Origin of the sequence: Cryobacterium sp. TMT1-19 (assembly GCF_004403055.1) — a bacterium.
Taxonomy (GTDB): Bacteria; Actinomycetota; Actinomycetes; order Actinomycetales; family Microbacteriaceae; genus Cryobacterium; species Cryobacterium sandaracinum.
This window is the reverse complement of record NZ_SOHB01000039.1, coordinates 1-16888: the sequence shown is the minus strand read 5'-3', so window position 1 is coordinate 16888 and position 16888 is coordinate 1. Positions and strand designations below refer to the sequence as shown.

Below are 16888 nucleotides of genomic sequence, written 5' to 3'. Positions count from 1 at the left end.
TTCTCCTAGTTCTCCAGCACCGTGGCGAGCACGATGTCAGTGACAGCCAATTCGCTGCCCTCAATAAAAACCAACTCCGAGATGCGGCCAACGGCCCTCAGATCGGCTGCAGCCTGCCTGAGCAGGGCAATCTCTGCAGCCGTACCGCTAATTACAGCAGAAACAACGGCGGATTTCTGGGATGCCTTGGCATCCGTTTTCGCGCGGCGGATGCCGGTGAGCGCCCGGCTGGACAGGTCCAGCAGGGCCACGTTGCCGCCCTGCCCTCCGCCGAGCTCGGTCTGAACGGGCCAGGGGGTACGGTGGATGGACCCCTCGTTGGACCAGGACCAGGCTTCCTCGGTCGCGAACGGCACGAACGGGGCGAAGAGGCGCAGCTGGGTGGCCAGGGCGGTGCGCAGGGCGGCGACGGCCGAAGCCTGGCCGGCTCCCGCTTCGCCGTACGCGCGCTCTTTGACCAGTTCGAGGTAGTCGTCGCAGAACGTCCAGAAGAAGCTCTCGGTGAGTTCCAGCGCACGCGCGTGGTCGTAGCCCTCGATCGCGGCGGTGGCGTGGCCGACGACGACGCTGAGCCGAGCGAGCATGCTCTGGTCGAGCGGCTCGGTCACGGGGGCGTCGGCGGCGCCGTCGAAGGCAAGGATGAACTTTGACGCGTTCAGGATCTTGATCGCCAGGCGACGGCCGATTTTGATCTGGGTCGGGTTCTTGGGGTCGAAGGCGGCGTCGGTGCCGAGGCGCGACGACGCGGCCCAGTAGCGCACGGCATCCGAACCGTGCTGCTCGAGCATGTCTGCCGGGGTGACCACATTGCCCTTGGACTTGGACATCTTCTTACGGTCGGGGTCGACGATGAAGCCGGACAGGGCTGCGTGCTGCCACGGCGAGACGCTGTGTTCCAGCTCGGAGCGCAGCAGGGTGGAGAACAGCCAGGTGCGGATGATGTCCTGGCCCTGCGGGCGCAGCGAGTACGGGTAGACGAGATCGAACAGTGCGGGGTCGCGCTCCCAGCCGCCCGCAAGCTGCGGGGTCAGGGAGGAGGTCGCCCAGGTGTCCATCACGTCGACCTCGCCGACGAAGCCGTTCGCCTGGCCGCGCTGCTCGGCGGCAAAGCCCGGGGCGGTGTCGGAGGACGGGTCGACCGGGAGCATCTCGCGGGTGGCGACGATGGGCTGGCCGAAGAGCGGGTTCGCGTCGGCATCCAGCGGGTACCAGATCGGCAGCGGAACGCCGAAGAAGCGCTGGCGGGAGACGAGCCAGTCGCCGGTGAGGCCGTTGACCCAGTTCTCGTAGCGCACGCGCATGAACTCCGGGTGCCACTGCAGGTCGGTACCGTGCGTGAACAGGCGGGCGCGCAGCTTCTCGTCCCGAGCGCCGTTGCGGATATACCACTGACGGGTCGACACGATCTCGAGCGGTTTGTCGCCCTTCTCGAAGAACTTGACCGGGTGCACGATCGCGCGGGGCTCGCCGATCAGGTCGCCGCCGATGCGGAGCAAGTCGACCACGGCTGCCTTGGCGGAGAAGACGGTCTTGCCGGCCAGCTGCGCGTACGCGGCCTGTCCGGCCTCGCTTGTGATCGCCTCGGGCGCCTCGGCGATGATGCGGCCGTCAAAGCCCATGATGGCGCGGTTCGGCAGGTCGAGTTCACGCCACCAGATCACATCGGTGACGTCGCCGAACGTGCAGATCATGGCGATGCCACTGCCCTTGTCCTTCTGCGCGAGGTGGTGGGCCAGGATCGGCACTTCCACGTCGAAGAGGGGGGTGCGCACGGTCGTGCCGAACAGCGCCTGGTAGCGCTCGTCGTCCGGATGCGCCACGAGCGCCACACAGGCCGGCAGCAGTTCCGGGCGGGTGGTCTCGATCTCGATGGCGCCGCCATCGGGCTTGGCGAAGGCGACCCGGTGGTAGAACGCCGGCATCTCCTTGTCTTCGAGCTCGGCCTGCGCGACCGCGGTGCGGAAGGTGACGTCCCAGAGGGTGGGGGCCATGGCCTGGTAGGCCTCACCGCGCTCGACGTTGCCGATGAAGGCGGACTGGGAGGTGACCAGGGAGTCATTGCCGATCGTGCGGTAGGTCTGGGTCCAGTCGACGCTCAGGCCCAGCATGCGCCAAACGGCCTCGAACTGCTTCTCGTCCTCGATGGTGAGGCGCTCGCACAGCTCGATGAAGTTGCGGCGGCTGATCGGCAGCTGGTCGGCGGCTTTGGTGCTTTTGCCGTCTCCGCCCTCGAACGGGGCGGTGAATTCGGTGGCGTAGGGCAGCGACGGATCGCAGCGCACGCCGTAGTAGTTTTGCACGCGCCGCTCGGTGGGCAGGCCGTTGTCGTCCCAGCCCATCGGGTAGAAGACGCTCTTGCCGCGCATCCGCTGGAAGCGGGCGATGACATCCGTATGGGTGTAAGAGAAGACGTGGCCGATGTGCAGGGAGCCGGAAGCGGTCGGCGGCGGGGTATCGATGGAGAAGATACTCTCCCGCGTGGCCGAGTCACGGTCGAAACGGTAGGTGCCGGCCTCTTCCCACGAGCCGCCCCACTTGGTTTCGAGGCCTTCAAGGGCCGGTTTTTCCGGAACGTTGGCGGCGGTCATGTTTCTCCGATTCGATCTGTGCGGCACCGTGTCGTTGGTGAAGTGCCTGAGTATTGGGCCTTACCCAACTTACCGGATGCCCCGTCGTCCGCCGACTCCGGCCGTCACCAGGCTGCCGGAGCGCCTACAGCGCCCGGCCGGGCCTCGCCGTGAGTGGCAGGATTGGAGCGGGAAGGGGTGCCATGGATGACCCGGGAACACTGTCCGAGGCCCGTCGCACGGTGCTGCGCCGCACGGTGCGCTGGATCGTGGGTTTCACGATCGGCTACAACGTGCTCGAGGCCGTCGCCTCGATCGTGGCGGGCGCCGCGGCATCCTCGACCGCCCTGATCGCCTTCGGCCTGGACTCCGTCATCGAGGTGCTCTCCGCCGCGGTCATCGCGTGGCAGTTCTCCCGTCGCGATCCTGAGCGCTGGCAGAAACCGGCCCTCCGCGCCATCGCGATCGCGTTCTTCACCCTCGCCGGGTACGTGATCCTGGCCGCCGGCCTGAGCTTCGCCGGCGTCGTCGAGGCCGCGCCCAGCCCGCTGGGCATCGTCATCGCGTGCCTCAGCCTCGTGATCATGCCCGGGGTGGCAGGCATGGAGCGCCGGACCGGCGCGGAGCTCGGCAGTGCCAGCGTGATCGCAGACGCCCGGCAGCTGCTGCTCTGCGCGTGGCTGTCCGGGTCGATGCTGCTCGGGCTGGCGGCCAACGCGCTCCTCGGCTGGGCCTGGGCGGACTCGCTCGCCGCCCTCGTGATCGCCGGGTTCGCGATCAAGGAGGGCATCGGGGCATGGCGCGGCGAGGCCGAGCCGCCGGTGGTGCTGCACGTCAACTAGGAGGGTGAGCCCCCCGTATCAGGCGGTGGTCTAACCAATTCGACGGAGATTTTGCTCTGGGAGCCGGTTTTCGGGCCCAACAAGGCGTTTCGGGCAAAATCTCCGTCGAATTCGTTCGGTACGGAGTTGCTCCAGGGTCAGAACCCGATCCGGGGGACCGCGCCGAGCAGGGCCTGCGTGTACGGATGCTCCGGCGCGGCGAAGACCCGGGCCGTTGCGCCGGTTTCGACGATACGGCCGTCCAGCATTACGGCGACCTGGTCGCTGACGTGCTGGATCACCCCGAGGTCGTGTGAGATGAACAGCAGGCTGAGGCCCAGGTCCCGCTGCAGCTCGTCGAGGAGGTCGAGCACCTGGGCCTGCACGGTCACGTCGAGGGACGACACGGGCTCGTCGCAGATCAGGATCTGCGGCCCCGACGCCAGCGCCCGGGCGATGCTCACCCGCTGCCGCTGCCCGCCGGAGAGGGACAGCGGCCGCCGGCCAAGCAGCCCCTGCGGCAGACCCACCGCGTCGAGCAGCGCCAGCACGCGCAGCCGGTCGGCAGCCGAGGCAGTGGCCGCAGTGGCCGCAGTGGCAGCCGAGGCGGATGCCGCGCCGCGCCCGGTGCGCCCACCGCCGACCGCGTCCCGGAGCACCTGCTCGACGCTCAGCCGCGGGTCGAAGGAGCTGAGCGCATCCTGATAGACCGCACCAAGCCGGGGCCGCAGGAGCCGCCGTTCCTTCTCCGAGGCGGCGCTGAACGGCTGCCCGAGCACCCGCACCTCGCCGGCGTCCGGCCGGGTCAGCGCCAGCGCGAGGCGGGCCGTCGTGGTTTTGCCGGAGCCGGACTCGCCGACGATGCCGAGCGTCGTGCCGTGTTCGAGCCGGAACGAGACCCCGTCGACCGCGAGCTGCTCGGTGCCGTCGGGCCGGGTGAAGCGCTTGACCAGGCCGGTGGCCTCCAGCACCGTGTTGCGGGGAGCGACAGGGTCGGCACGATCTGAGAGAGCGAGAAAGGGCGCGGCGGCGGGCGACACCGGGGCCGCGGCCCGCGGGCTGAGGCGCAGCCCGCGCGGCTTGTCGACCGGGATCGCGGCGAGCATCTGCCGGGTGACCGGATGCTCCGGCCGGGTCAGAATCGCGTGCGCCGGTCCCTGTTCCACGATCCGTCCCTCGCTCAGCACAGCGATCCGGTCGGCGATGCGGCCGACGACGGCCAGGTCGTGGCTGATCAGCAGGATGCTGGTGCCGGCGCGTTTCAGACCCGCCAGCAGCTCCAGGATTTGTGCCTGCACCGTGACGTCGAGCGCCGTCGTGGGCTCGTCGGCGATCAGCAGTGGCGGGTCCAGGGCGATCGCGGCCGCGATCAGGGCGCGCTGGCGCTGGCCGCCGGAGAGTTCGCCCGAGCGCTTCCGCACAGAGTTGCCGGCGTCGGACAGGCCCACCCGGGCCAGCACCTCGAGCACCCGGGCGTGGCGCGCCGCGGCACCGAGGCGGGTGTGCAGTCGCAGCGAGTCGGCGATCTCCCGGCCCACCGGGCGCAGCGGGTCCAGCGACACCAGGGCATCCTGCAGCACCAGGCCCACGTCGCGGCCGCGCCGCCGGCGCCAGCTCTGCTCGGAGAGTCCGCGCACGTCGGAGCCTGCGAGGCTCAGCTCGTCGGCGCGCACCCAGGCGTTGTCGCCGGCCAGGCCGAGCAGGCTGCGCGCGGTGACGCTCTTGCCCGAGCCTGACTCTCCCACCAGGGCCAGGCATTCCCCGGGGGCCACCTCGAACGAGACGCCGTTCAGCACCGGGTCGGTATCATTTTGCGGTCCGAAGCCCACGACGAGGTTCTGCACCCGCACGGCCGGGGCAACCCCGCCGTCACCCTCGCCTGGCGCGCCCACCGAGGCGCCCACGCCGCTCTCGTCACTCACGCGCGCCTCACCCGTCGCTCGATGCCGCGACCGAGCGCCGTGGCCGACACCGCCGTCAGCACGATGAACAGCCCGGGGAAGAAGCTCATCCACCAGGCCGAGCCGATGTAGGTGCGCCCGGCGGAGAGCATCGCGCCCCACTCCGCGGCGGGCGGCGCCGCGCCCAGGCCGAGGTAGCTCAGCGCCGACGCCCAGACGATGGCCTGACCGATGCCGAGTGTGCCGAGCACGAACAGCGGCGCGAGCGTGTTCGGCAGGATGTGGCGCATCAGGATCTGGACGGGGCTGCGCCCGAGCACGGTCGCCGCCTCGACGAAGGCCGATGACCGCACCGACAAGAGCTGGCCGCGGATGATGCGGGCGTAGCCGGGAGCGGTCGCCAGGCCCACGGCGATGGTCGCCGTGGCAACGCCCGGCCCGAAGATCAGGATGAAGAGCAGGGCCAGCAGCAGGCCGGGGAACGCGAACAGCACCTCGAGGAACCGGTTCACGGTGAAGTCCACGACCGGGCCGAGCATACCGGCCAGGGTGCCGAGCACGAGGCCCAGGCCGAGGCCGATCACGGTGGCAAGGGTGCCGATCAGCAGGGAGCTGCCGGTGCCGTGGCTGACCCGGGTATAGATGTCCCGGCCGGACTCGTCGGTGCCGAACCAGTGCGCGGGTGAGGGGGTCTGAAACGCGGACAGCGGGTCGATCCCGAGCGGGTCGCCGGGCGCTACGAGCGCGGGGAACAGTGCCGCCGTGACCAGGAACAGCGCGAACAGGCCCGCCAGGACCTCGGCCACGCCGAACCGGCGCGTGCGGGGCGCGCGCGGCGACTGGGGCGCGCCGGTGCGCGGCGACCGGCCCAGCCCGGCCTGGATCTCGAGGTCGCTCATCGTGCCCGCAGCCTCGGGTCGGCGATGCGCTGGGCCAAATCGGTGAACAGGGTCATCAGGATGTACCCGACAGCCACGATCAGCACAGCGCCAACCACGACCGGCACGTCGCGCACGGTCACCGCGTTCAGAAGCGTGCGGCCGAGGCCCGGCCGGGCGAAGATGGTCTCGACCACCACTGCCCCGCTGATCAGGGAGCCGAATGCCCAGCCGGAGAGGCTGATCGCCGGCAGTGACGCGTGCCGTATCACGTGCACCCAGCGCACCCCGCGTTCGCTCTCGCCCCGGGCGCGGGCGGAGAGCACGAATGGGGATTCCAGCGCGGTGAACAGGGACTCCCGCATGATCTGGCCAAGGAACCCGGCCAGCGGCACGGCGAGGGTGAGCACCGGCAGCACCAGCCCGGAAACCCCGGAGGTACTGATCGGCGGCAGCCAGCCCAGCCAGACGCTGAACAGCACGATCAGCGCCGTCGCGAGCCAGAAGTGAGGGAGCGCGGCAGCCACGATCTCCAGACCGGAGCCCAGGTACCAGGCGACGCGCCCGCCGCGGGTCGACCAGGTGGCCAGCCCGAGGGCGAGGAGCCAGGCCACAGCGAGGGCGAGCACGGCCAGCAGCAGGGTGCCGCCGAGCTGGCCGACCAGGAGCGGGGCGACGTCCTGGTTCAGTGAGTAGGAGCGGCCAAGATCCCCGGTGGCCAGGCGAGCTAACTGTGCCAGGTACTGCACGAGCACGGGCTGGTCGAGCCCGTATTCCGCCCGCACCGCGGCGAGCGCCTCCGGGGAGGTCTGCGAGCCGGGGCCACCCAGGATGGCCTCGGCCGGGTCTCCGGGGATCAGACGGATGGCGAAAAAGGTGAGCGTGGCCACCATCCAGAGCACCAGCACCGCCCCTCCCAGGCGGGCCAGGACGACCCGGGCTGCCCGTGCTACTTCAGCCACGCATCGTAGAACGTGGGCGTCGACACGGTCGGCAACGCCCGCGCGCCCACCACATCGGTGCCGAGCAGGTAGTGGTTCTGCTGGTCGAAGAGCGGCAGGATGTAGAAGCCCGCGAGCACCTGGTTCTGCGCGTCGGCGTAGAGGGCGGCGCGTTCATCGGCATCCGTCACCTGGCCGGCCTGGGTGAGTAGGGCGTCGATGGCCGGGTCGTTCACCTGGGCGTGGTTGGCGAAGTAGCCGCTGGGTGCCGGGGTGATCCCGTCGGAGTGGAAGAGGATGCGCAGAACGTCGGGTCCGACCTTCGTGTACGGCGCGCTGACGGCGTCGTAGTCGTTCTCGCCCAGCGCGGTGTACCAACTGGAGAGGTCCATCGGGCTGAGCACAACCTCGAAGCCGGTCTTCTTCGCGGTGGCCTGGATCTGCTCGAACAGGGACTGCTCCGCCGGAATGGACTGGTTCGTACTCACCGGGAAGTCGACCGTGAGGCGCTCGCCGTCTTTCACCCGGTAACCGTTGGAATCACGCTCAGTCCAGCCGGCGGAATCGAGGAGGTCCGAGGCGGCCTCGGGGTCGTACGCGAACAGGTCCGGGCCCGACACGGCGAGGGGTTCGACGCTGGAGAGGGCGGAGTAGGAGCGCTCGGCCGTGCCCCGGAAGAGGCTGGTGACGGCGTCGTCGACATTCGCCGAGCGGATGAACGCCTCCCGCACGAGCGGGTCGTCGAAGGGCGCGCGGCCGGAGTTCAGTTCGATCCGGTTCGAGGCACCCGGGCGCGGGGCGTCGAGGTGCACGATGGTGTCGCTCTTCTCGGCCTGCACGATGGTGTCGGGCTGGGCGTTGTCGATCACGTCGGCGTCGCCGGACTGCAGAGCCGCGTAGCGGGACGCGGAGTCGGGGATGAAGCGCCAGACGATGGAGTCGAGGTAGGCAGGCCCGGTGTGCGCGGCATCCGCGGGCGGGGAGCTGTACTTCTCGTTCCGCACCAGGGTGATCGATTCCTGCTGTACCCACTTCTCGACCTGGAAGGGGCCGGTGCCGACCGGGGAGGCGCAGTTCTCGTCCTGGCTCCGGGCCAGCGCGGTGGGCGATTCGATCGCCAGCCACGGCTGTGACAGGGATTCGAGCAGGGCGCTGTCGGGTTCGCTGAGCGTAAGGCGCACAACGTTGGTGGAGATCACCTCGGTGCCGGTGACCTTCCCCAGAGCGAGGTAGCCGGTCGACGAGGCCGTTTCCGGGTCTTGGATGTGCGCGATATTCGCCTGCACGGCGGCTGCGTCGAGCGGGGTGCCGTCGGTGAACCTCACGTCGGCGGGGAGCGTGAAGTCCCAGGCCAGCCCGTCGGCGCTCTCGGTCCACGAATCTGCCAGCCAGGGGATGATCTCACCGTCCGCGTCGCGGGAGACAAGCGACTCAAGGTACTGCGTGCTGACCAGGGCCTGCGGGTAGTTGCCGCCCACGTGCGGGTCCAGGCAGGTGGGCTCGGCGTCGCCGGATGCGTAGGTCAACGTGCCGCCGGTGAGAGGCCGGGTGGCTTCGGGGGACTCAGCGGTGGCGCAGCCGGTGAGCAGGATGCTGGTGGCGGCGAGGCCGACCAGCCCGGTCAGGGTGCGCGCTGCGCGATGGGTATACCCCGAAGTGTGCATAATGAGTCTCTTTCCGCGGCGCCCGATGGGCCGAGTGTGCACCTGCTGGACCCGTACGATTGGGGGCCTTGTGCACGTGTTGGACGGGATCCACAAATAAAATGATTGAGGACCATCGTAGAACACCGGTGCTGCATGCCCGATCAGGAACTCTGGCGGGCCGGCCGACCCCGCGGATCCTCGCGGGCGATGCTCGAGGAAGCTTTCGCCGAGCTGTTCCGTGAGCAGACGTGTGCGGGCACCGCGCGCTGTACACCCGGGGGTAGGCGCAGGGTAGACTAGAGGAGAATGACTGTGATCCGGCTATCACCGGTGAGTCTTCGGAAGAACGGCAACCACCCTCGCGGCGGTTCTCAGTAGAACCGAACGGGTCGGGCCCGTCACAGCCTCAGAACAAGCGGTTTTCCGAAGCCTCGGCTCCGGGAGACAAGCGAGGTGGTACCGCGGCGAATCCCGTTCGGAGTCGGCGTCCTCGTGGAACAGGGGCAGATCTGTGAATGACAGAACCTGCCCGACTCGTCCAGGAGAGACATGACGTACCCCAAAGGCCAGCAGTCCGCTTCTCCCGCCCAACCCGGCGGAATCGTGCCCTCACCGAACTTTCCCCAGATCGAAACCGACGTGCTCGCGTTCTGGAAAGCCGACGGCACCTTCCAGGCGTCGATCGACAACCGTGCGGATGCCCCCGAGTGGGTCTTCTATGACGGCCCGCCGTTCGCCAACGGGCTGCCGCACTACGGCCACCTGCTGACCGGGTACGCGAAGGACCTCTTCCCGCGCTTCCAGACCATGCGCGGCAAGCAGGTGCACCGCCGGTTCGGCTGGGACACGCACGGCTTGCCGGCCGAGCTCGAAGCCGAACGCGAGCTCGGCATCACCGACAAGAGCGAGATCGAGAAGATGGGCATCGGGGCCTTCAACGCCGTCGCCCGCAGCTCCGTGCTCAAGTACACCAAGGTGTGGGAGGAGTACGTCACCCGCCAGGCGCGCTGGGTCGACTTCGAGAACGACTACAAGACGCTCGACATCACCTTCATGGAGTCCGTGATCTGGGCCTTCAAGCGCCTGCACGACAAGGGCCTGGCCTACGAGGGCTACCGGGTGCTGCCGTACTGTTGGCGCGACCAGACACCGCTGTCCAACCACGAACTGCGCATGGACGACGACGTCTACAAGATGCGCCAGGACCAGACCGTCACGGTCACCTTCCCGCTGGTCGGCGCCAAGGCCGAAGCCCTCGGGCTGACCGCCGTGCGCGCCCTGGCCTGGACGACCACCCCCTGGACCCTCCCGACGAACCTGGCGCTCGCCGTGGGCCCCGAGATCGTCTATGCCGTCGTGCCGGCCGGGCCGAACGGCACCCCGGACGCCACCGTGCTGCGGGAGGCCGCTTCCGGGGCGGATGCCGCGGCATCCGTCGCAACCACCGAGGTTTTCGGCGCCGAATACCTGATCGCGATCGACCTGGTCGGCAACTACGCCAAGGACCTCGGCTACGACTCGGCGGCAGAGGCGACCGCGGCGATCTCCCGCACGGTGCTCGGCAGCGCCCTGGAGGGCGTCAGCTACGACCGCCTCTTCGACTACTACGCCGACACCGCGGTCTGGGGCACCGAGAACGCCTGGACCGTCGTCGTGGCCGACTACGTCACCACCGCCGACGGAACCGGCATCGTGCACCAGGCGCCCGCCTACGGCGAGGAGGACCAGAAGATCTCCGTGGCCGCCGGCATCCCGGTGATCATCTCCCTCGACGCGGGCGGCAAGTTCCTCTCCGACGTGCCCGAGGTCGCCGGCCAGCTCTGGAGCGACGCGAACAAGCCGCTCACCCAGCTGATCAAGAATGAGGGGCGCCTGCTGCGCCAGGCCAGCTACGAGCACTCCTACCCGCACTGCTGGCGCTGCCGCAACCCGCTGATCTACAAGGCCGTGTCGAGCTGGTTCGTGCGCGTCACGGACTTCCGCGACCGTCTGGTGGACCTGAACCAGGAGATCAATTGGGTGCCGGAGAACGTCAAGGACGGCCAGTTCGGCAAGTGGATCGGCAACGCCCGCGACTGGTCGATCAGCCGTAACCGGTACTGGGGTTCGCCCATCCCGGTCTGGAAGAGCGACAACCCCGACTATCCGCGCGTCGACGTCTACGGCTCGCTCGACGAGCTCGAGGCGGACTTCGGCGTGCGCCCCACCGACCTTCACCGCCCCTATATCGACGCGCTCACCCGACCCAACCCCGACGACCCCACCGGGCGGTCCACCATGCGGCGCATCACGGATGTGCTCGACGTCTGGTTCGACTCCGGCTCGATGCCGTTCGCGCAGGTGCACTACCCGTTCGAGAACGCCGACTGGTTCGACAGCCACAACCCGGCCGACTTCATCGTGGAGTACATCGGCCAGACCCGCGGCTGGTTCTACATGCTGCACACGCTCTCCACCGCCCTGTTCGACCGTCCGGCCTTCAAGAACGTGGTCAGCCACGGCATCGTGCTCGGCAACGACGGCCAGAAGATGTCCAAGTCGCTGCGCAACTATCCCGACGTGAACGAGGTGTTCGACCGGGACGGCTCGGATGCCATGCGCTGGTTCCTGATGAGCTCCTCCGTGCTGCGCGGTGGCAACCTGATCGTCACCGAGGAGGGCATCCGCGAGGGTACCCGCCAGGTTATGCTCCCGCTCTGGAGCACCTGGTACTTCTTCTCCCTCTACGCCAACGCGTCCGGCGAGAACGGCTACGACGCCACCTGGCGCACCGACTCGACCGACGTGCTCGACCGCTACCTGCTGGCCAAGACCCGCGATCTGATCGTGGAGGTCACTGCCGACCTCGAGAACCTCGACAGCACCCAGGCGACCGCTCGAATCCGGGACTTCGCCGACGTGCTCACCAACTGGTACGTTCGCCGCTCGCGCGACCGGTTCTGGGCCGGCGCCGGGGCCTCTGTCTCGGTCTCGACGGTCTCATCCACCGCAAACGAGGCCTTCGACACGCTCTACACCGTGCTCGAAACGGTGACGCGGGTGGCCGCCCCGATGCTCCCGCTCGTCACCGAGCGTATCTGGCAGGGCCTCACCGGCGGTCGCAGCGTGCACCTGACCGATTGGCCCGACGCCGAATTGTTCCCGGCCGATGCCGTTCTCGTCACCGCGATGGACCAGGTGCGCACCATCAGCTCCACCGTGCTGTCACTGCGCAAGCAGTCCGGGCTGCGCGTGCGTCTGCCGCTGGCCACCCTGACCGTGGTCACCGCCGACACGGCGGCCCTGGCCCCGTTCGAGGGCATCCTGCGCGACGAGCTGAATGTGAAGAGCGTGCGTTTGGTCGAACTGGCCGACGACAGCGCGAGCGCCTACGGCATCACCTCCCGGCTCACCGTGAACGCCCGGGCAGCCGGCCCGCGACTCGGCAAGCAGGTGCAGCAGGTCATCAAGGCCGCCCGCGCCGGCGACTGGAGCGAAACCGACGGCGTCGTCACCGCCGGCGGTACCTTGCTCGCCGCTGGGGAGTACGAACTCGTGCTGCAGACCGGTCCGGCCGACGGTTCCGCCGTCGCTGACGACACGGCGGCGGATGCCCCGGCTCTGGCGCTCCTGGCGGGCGGCGGTTTCGTGCTGCTGGAGACGCAGACCACCCCGGAACTCGAGGCGGAGGGCTTCGCCCGCGACCTGATCCGCGCCGTGCAGGACACCCGCAAGTCGGCCGGATTCGAAGTGAGCGACCGCATCCGTCTCGACCTCGTCTTCTACTCCGCCGAGGACGCCGCGACCTTCGCCCTTGCGGCCGACGTCGACGTCGACGTCGCCGCGGAGACCCTGACCCTCCGGTTCGCCACCCATGTGGCCACCGAGGTGTCCGATGACAGCCTGGCGCACGGCCTGCCGTCCGAATGGCTGCAGAGCCTGGTCGGCTTCCCCGTCGAGCACTACGTGCTTTACGAGGCTGGTCACTATGCCAACCGGGGGACCGTCCTGGTCGCCGTCGCCCGAGAGAACGGACTCGTCCATGTCTGAACCCAAGAAGCCCGGATCGAAGAAGCCCGGATCGAAGAAGCCCGGATCGAAGGAGCCCGGATCGAAGAGGCCGCGCCAGTCTTCCGACGCCGGCCGTGAGGCCGGGGACGCCGTCTTCGCCGCCCTCCTCGCCCGCGTGGGCGAGGGTGCGCCGAAGCCGCGTCTGGCCCCGACCCGTCGGGCGCTCGAACTGCTGGGTGACCCTCAGACCGTCTACCCGGTGATCCATATCACCGGCACCAACGGCAAGACCAGCACGAGCCGCATCACCGAGAGCATCGTGCGCGCCTACGGGCTGCGCACCGGACTGATGACGAGCCCGCACCTGGTGCGGCTCAACGAGCGCATCGTGATCGACGGGGAGTTCATCACCGATGAGGCCCTGGCCGCGAACTGGGCCGACATCGAACCCTTCCTGGCCATGGTCGACGCGGAGCTCGAGGCGGCAGGCGACGACGTGCTCACCTTCTTCGAGGCGCTCACCGTGCTGGCCTTCGCCTGCTTCGCCGACGCCCCCGTCGACGTCGCCGTGATCGAGGTCGGCATGGGCGGCGAGTGGGATTCCACCAACGTCGCCGACGGGCAGGTGGCCGTGTTCACGCCCATCGCCCTCGACCACACGCTCCGCCTCGGCAACACGATCGCCGAGATCGCCCGCACCAAGGCCGGCATCATCAAGCCGTCCGCCGCCGTGGTCTCCGCCCGGCAGGGCGAGGCGGCGCAGGCCGAACTCGAGCGGGCCGCCGAGCTGACCGAGTCGACCCTGGCCAGTGAGGGCGAGGATTTCGCCCTGCTCAAAAACCAGGTCGCCGTGGGCGGGCAGCTCATCTCGGTGCGCGGCCTCGCCGGCACCTACTCGGACCTGTTCCTGCCGCTGTACGGCACGCACCAGGCGCAGAACGCGGCCGTCGCGATCGCCGCCGTCGAGTCCTTCCTCGGGGCCGGCACCACGGCGCTCTCGCAGGACCTGGTCGAGGAGGGCCTCGCGCAGGTCACCTCGCCCGGACGCCTGCAACTGATCGGAATCGCACCGACCGTCCTGGTGGATGCCGCGCACAACCCGCACGGAGCGGCCGCCCTCAGCACTGCACTGGCCGACTACTTCGACTTCGACGAGATTGTGGCCGTGGTGGGCATCCTCACCGACAAGGATGCGACCGGCATCATCACCGCGCTGCAGTCCAAGGTGGTGCGGTTTCACGTCACACAGTCGCAGTCCGAGCGCGCGATCGGCGTCGACGACCTCGCCGACCTGATCGCCGACCTCGGCAGCGAGGAGACAACCGTCCGGTTCGACGACCTCGCGCAGGCCCTCGACTCCGCCAGGGACTGGGCCCTCGAGTCGCCCAAGCGGGCTGTGATCGTGACCGGGTCGATCACCCTCGTCGGCGAAGCCATCATTCTGGCCGACGCACGGGAATGGCTGGCGAAATGACGTCCGCTCCCCGCTCGGTGAAGCGCACGCTCGCGACGATCGTGCTCGGCTTCGAGGTCATCGTGGTTGCCCTCGCCGCCCTGGTGATCTTCGGTCTGCAGGCGTTGCCGCCGTGGCTCGCCCTCGGCGGGGGAGCCGTGCTCGGGCTGGCCATGGTCGCCGTGCTCGCGCTGCTCCGTTACGAGTGGGCCTACGTGGTCGGCTGGATCCTCCAGCTGATCATGGTGGCCGCCGGCTTCCTCAACCCGGCCATGTTCTTCGTCGGCGGCATGTTCGCCGCCATGTGGGCGTACTGCATGATCGCCGGCTCCCGGATCGACAACCAGAACCAGAACTTTCCCAACAACGAGAACAACGAGAAGGAGAACTCATGAGCACCCAGGTCCAGGAAACTCTCGTATTGGTCAAACCGGATGGCGTTGCCCGCAACCTCTCCGGCGAGATCCTGCGTCGCATTGAGCAGAAGGGGTACTCCCTCGTCGACGCGAAGCTCGTGCAGGCCGACAGGTCCCTGCTGGCCGAGCATTACGCCGAGCACCAGGGCAAGCCGTTCTTCGAACCTCTCGTGGAGTTCATGGAAAGCGGTCCGATCCTCGTGCTGCGCATCGCCGGCGAACGCGTGATCGAGGGCTTCCGCTCCCTGGCCGGCACAACCGACCCGACCACCGCGGCTCCCGGCACCATCCGCGGCGACTTCGGCCGAGACTGGGGCACCAAGGAGCAGCAGAACCTCGTGCACGGCTCCGACTCGCCCGAGTCGGCCGACCGCGAACTGGCCCTCTGGTTCGACTGACCCGTACCGACCGGGGAACAGCCACTGACCGGATGCTTGGAGGCGGCTGTTCTCGTCGGTACCAGATGTCGTTGCTTTGTGCACCAAGCGCACCGCTGTCGCAGAATGGCCGATGATGGCAGAGCCCCGCTGAGCATGTGCCGACATCCTCTTTGATTCGTCTGACTAGAAAGCCTCACCATGCCGCACGCCCGGAACCTCTGGTTCAATCTAGTCTGGGCAATCCCGCTGGCGATCATCCTGCTGGTCGCCGTCGTGCTCGCCGCCCGGGGCATCCGTTCCCTGCCGATGGCGCAGGAGTTCCTGGTCGACTTCCCGGGGGCCTCGCCGCTGCCGTCGTGGGCCCCCGTCGGCTTCCCCACGTGGCTGGCGTGGCAGCACGGCCTGAATGTTTTCTTCCTGCTCTTCATCGTGCGTTCGGGTTGGCAGATCCGCACGGCCGGGCGCCCGAGCATGTTCTGGACCCGGCGCAACACCGGCCTTTTTCGAACCCGACGTGCCCCCCGCCGGTTGGGTATCAACCTCTGGCTGCACCTCGCGGTGGATGCCCTTTGGGTACTCAACGGGATCGTCTTCTACGTGCTGCTGTTCGTCACCGGTCAGTGGGTGCGCATCGTGCCGGTCAGCTGGGACATCATTCCGAATGCGCTCTCGGCCGCCCTCCAGTACGCCTCGCTGGACTGGCCGATCACCGACGGCTGGGTGAACTACAACGCGCTACAAACTCTGAGCTACTTCAGCATCGTGTTCGTGGCCGCGCCGCTCGCCTTGGCCTCGGGCATCCGTCTGTCACCGCTCTGCACGTCGCGCCGGCTTGGAGAACTGATCCCGCTGCGCCCGACCAGGGCCGTGCACGTGGGCGTGATGGTCTTTTTCCTTGCATTCATCGTGATCCACGTCACGCTGGTGTTCGCCACCGGTGCCCTGCGCAACCTGAACCACATGTACGCGGCGCAGAGCGACGACGGCTGGACCGGATTCTGGATCTTCGCCGCATCCCTGGTCGTGATGCTCGTGGCCTGGGTCGCCGAGGGTCCCCGACTGCTGCGGGCGGTCGCCTCTCTCGGCGGAACCGTAACCACGCGCTGAGCCGCGGTGCTGGCTGAGCCGGCCGATGGCTGAGACGGTCGAAACCCGGTGGTTGTGTAACCCCCCCCCCCGGCCGGGGTCCCTCCCTGGCCTTGTCTTTGGTTGCCTGGGCCGCGTCGCGGGCCAGGGCTTCGGCGAACCGGCGGGCCTGATCGACCTGTTCGGGCAGGTGGGCGTCGACCCGGGCGGCGTCCGCCTGGGTCTCCCGGATGGCGTCGAAGTGACGACTTAGGCGTTCTAGCTGCTCACTGTATGAGGACTTCATGAGACAAACGTTACGGGCAGCCACTGACATTCCATGCCCCAGATCGGCACCCGTCAGCGCCCTGTGGATAACCTGATCAAACGCGTATTGTGGTGGAACGGAAGCAGCCGTCGCGGGGCGCGCAGCACGCATCCGTCGTCACGTAAAAGCGGAGATTTTCGGGAAACGCCGGTTGTGGCGCCTGGGGTGACCCGGTGTTTCCGGACAGTCCTCCTGAATTCAGGATTGGATAGACAAATGGAACACGAGAAACACAAACACTTCAGCCCGGAGTTTCGGGCTGCCGCGGTGGCCCGCGTCGCGGAGGGCGACAAATCGATCGTGAAAGTCGCCGCAGCGCTCGGGATCAACCACCGGACTCTGTGGACTTGGGTCAACGCCGCGAGGCTGAAGACCATCGATCCTGCTGGTGAGCTCACGCCGCAAGCCCGGAAACGGATCCGGGACCTGGAGAAGGAAAACGCCCTGCTGCGGAGGGATCTCGACTTCGAGAAAAAAGCGAAGGCCTTCTTCCTGGAACTCG

12 protein-coding genes are annotated in these 16888 nt (G+C 68.4%); 7 read left to right on the top strand and 5 right to left on the bottom strand.

From position 1 onward, the window contains the following. Positions 1 to 5 precede the first annotated feature (5 nt). Complete coding sequence (gene valS, locus E3T40_RS10480; RefSeq protein ID WP_134543408.1) at positions 6 to 2588, bottom strand: valine--tRNA ligase; 2583 nt, start codon at positions 2586 to 2588, stop codon at positions 6 to 8. A gap of 182 nt (positions 2589 to 2770) precedes the next feature. Between valS and E3T40_RS10475 the strand changes: the two genes are divergently transcribed. Further along, positions 2771 to 3409, top strand: coding sequence for a cation transporter (locus tag E3T40_RS10475; RefSeq protein WP_134543406.1), 639 nt, complete (start codon positions 2771 to 2773; stop codon positions 3407 to 3409). 137 nt (positions 3410 to 3546) lie between these two features. On the opposite strand, the gene E3T40_RS10470 is transcribed toward E3T40_RS10475, so the two are convergent. Genes E3T40_RS10470 through E3T40_RS10455 form a run of 4 tightly spaced genes read right to left on the bottom strand, consistent with a single transcriptional unit; the run spans position 3547 to position 8772 of the window. Further along, the gene (locus tag E3T40_RS10470) at positions 3547 to 5310 is read right to left on the bottom strand and encodes an ABC transporter ATP-binding protein (protein WP_241981742.1); all 1764 of its coding nucleotides are present in this window, start codon (positions 5308 to 5310) and stop codon (positions 3547 to 3549) included. Then, a complete protein-coding gene (locus E3T40_RS10465) occupies positions 5307 to 6188 on the bottom strand; it encodes an ABC transporter permease (RefSeq protein WP_104170300.1) in 882 nt (293 codons plus the stop codon). Before E3T40_RS10465 ends, E3T40_RS10470 begins: the two co-directional genes overlap by 4 nt. Continuing rightward, positions 6185 to 7129, bottom strand: a complete 945-nt coding sequence (locus tag E3T40_RS10460) for an ABC transporter permease (RefSeq protein ID WP_255408576.1) — start codon at positions 7127 to 7129, stop codon at positions 6185 to 6187. Before E3T40_RS10460 ends, E3T40_RS10465 begins: the two co-directional genes overlap by 4 nt. Then, on the bottom strand, positions 7117 to 8772 hold the full coding sequence (locus E3T40_RS10455) for an ABC transporter substrate-binding protein (RefSeq protein ID WP_134543405.1): 1656 nt from the start codon (positions 8770 to 8772) through the stop codon (positions 7117 to 7119). The genes E3T40_RS10460 and E3T40_RS10455 overlap by 13 nt, the downstream gene beginning before the upstream one ends. Positions 8773 to 9303: 531 nt before the next feature. Between E3T40_RS10455 and ileS the strand changes: the two genes are divergently transcribed. The 6 genes from ileS to E3T40_RS10425 all read left to right on the top strand — a co-directional run. After that, positions 9304 to 12783, top strand: a complete 3480-nt coding sequence (gene ileS / locus E3T40_RS10450) for an isoleucine--tRNA ligase (RefSeq protein ID WP_134543403.1) — start codon at positions 9304 to 9306, stop codon at positions 12781 to 12783. Continuing rightward, complete coding sequence (locus E3T40_RS10445) at positions 12776 to 14218, top strand: folylpolyglutamate synthase/dihydrofolate synthase family protein (RefSeq protein ID WP_134543401.1); 1443 nt, start codon at positions 12776 to 12778, stop codon at positions 14216 to 14218. The genes ileS and E3T40_RS10445 overlap by 8 nt, the downstream gene beginning before the upstream one ends. Further along, positions 14215 to 14592, top strand: a complete 378-nt coding sequence (locus tag E3T40_RS10440; protein ID WP_158252073.1) for a DUF4233 domain-containing protein — start codon at positions 14215 to 14217, stop codon at positions 14590 to 14592. Before E3T40_RS10445 ends, E3T40_RS10440 begins: the two co-directional genes overlap by 4 nt. Beyond that, complete coding sequence (ndk, locus tag E3T40_RS10435) at positions 14589 to 15011, top strand: nucleoside-diphosphate kinase (RefSeq protein ID WP_104103399.1); 423 nt, start codon at positions 14589 to 14591, stop codon at positions 15009 to 15011. The genes E3T40_RS10440 and ndk overlap by 4 nt, the downstream gene beginning before the upstream one ends. Positions 15012 to 15191: 180 nt before the next feature. Then, entirely contained in the window at positions 15192 to 16100 is a 909-nt protein-coding gene (locus tag E3T40_RS10430) for a cytochrome b/b6 domain-containing protein (RefSeq protein WP_134543399.1), read from the top strand. Between the two features lie 298 nt (positions 16101 to 16398). Next, positions 16399 to 16888: transposase (locus tag E3T40_RS10425; RefSeq protein WP_166786620.1), on the top strand; the 490-nt coding region annotated here is incomplete at its 3' end.

Coding starts and splice junctions, on each gene's coding strand:
- valS (WP_134543408.1), bottom strand. CDS start 2,588: ATGACCGCCGCCAACGTTCCGGAAAAACCGGCCCTTGAAGGCCTCGAA.
- E3T40_RS10440 (WP_158252073.1), top strand. CDS start 14,215: ATGACGTCCGCTCCCCGCTCGGTGAAGCGCACGCTCGCGACGATCGTG.
- E3T40_RS10430 (WP_134543399.1), top strand. CDS start 15,192: ATGCCGCACGCCCGGAACCTCTGGTTCAATCTAGTCTGGGCAATCCCG.
- ileS (WP_134543403.1), top strand. CDS start 9,304: ATGACGTACCCCAAAGGCCAGCAGTCCGCTTCTCCCGCCCAACCCGGC.
- E3T40_RS10465 (WP_104170300.1), bottom strand. CDS start 6,188: ATGAGCGACCTCGAGATCCAGGCCGGGCTGGGCCGGTCGCCGCGCACC.
- E3T40_RS10475 (WP_134543406.1), top strand. CDS start 2,771: ATGGATGACCCGGGAACACTGTCCGAGGCCCGTCGCACGGTGCTGCGC.
- E3T40_RS10455 (WP_134543405.1), bottom strand. CDS start 8,772: ATGCACACTTCGGGGTATACCCATCGCGCAGCGCGCACCCTGACCGGG.
- E3T40_RS10445 (WP_134543401.1), top strand. CDS start 12,776: ATGTCTGAACCCAAGAAGCCCGGATCGAAGAAGCCCGGATCGAAGAAG.
- ndk (WP_104103399.1), top strand. CDS start 14,589: ATGAGCACCCAGGTCCAGGAAACTCTCGTATTGGTCAAACCGGATGGC.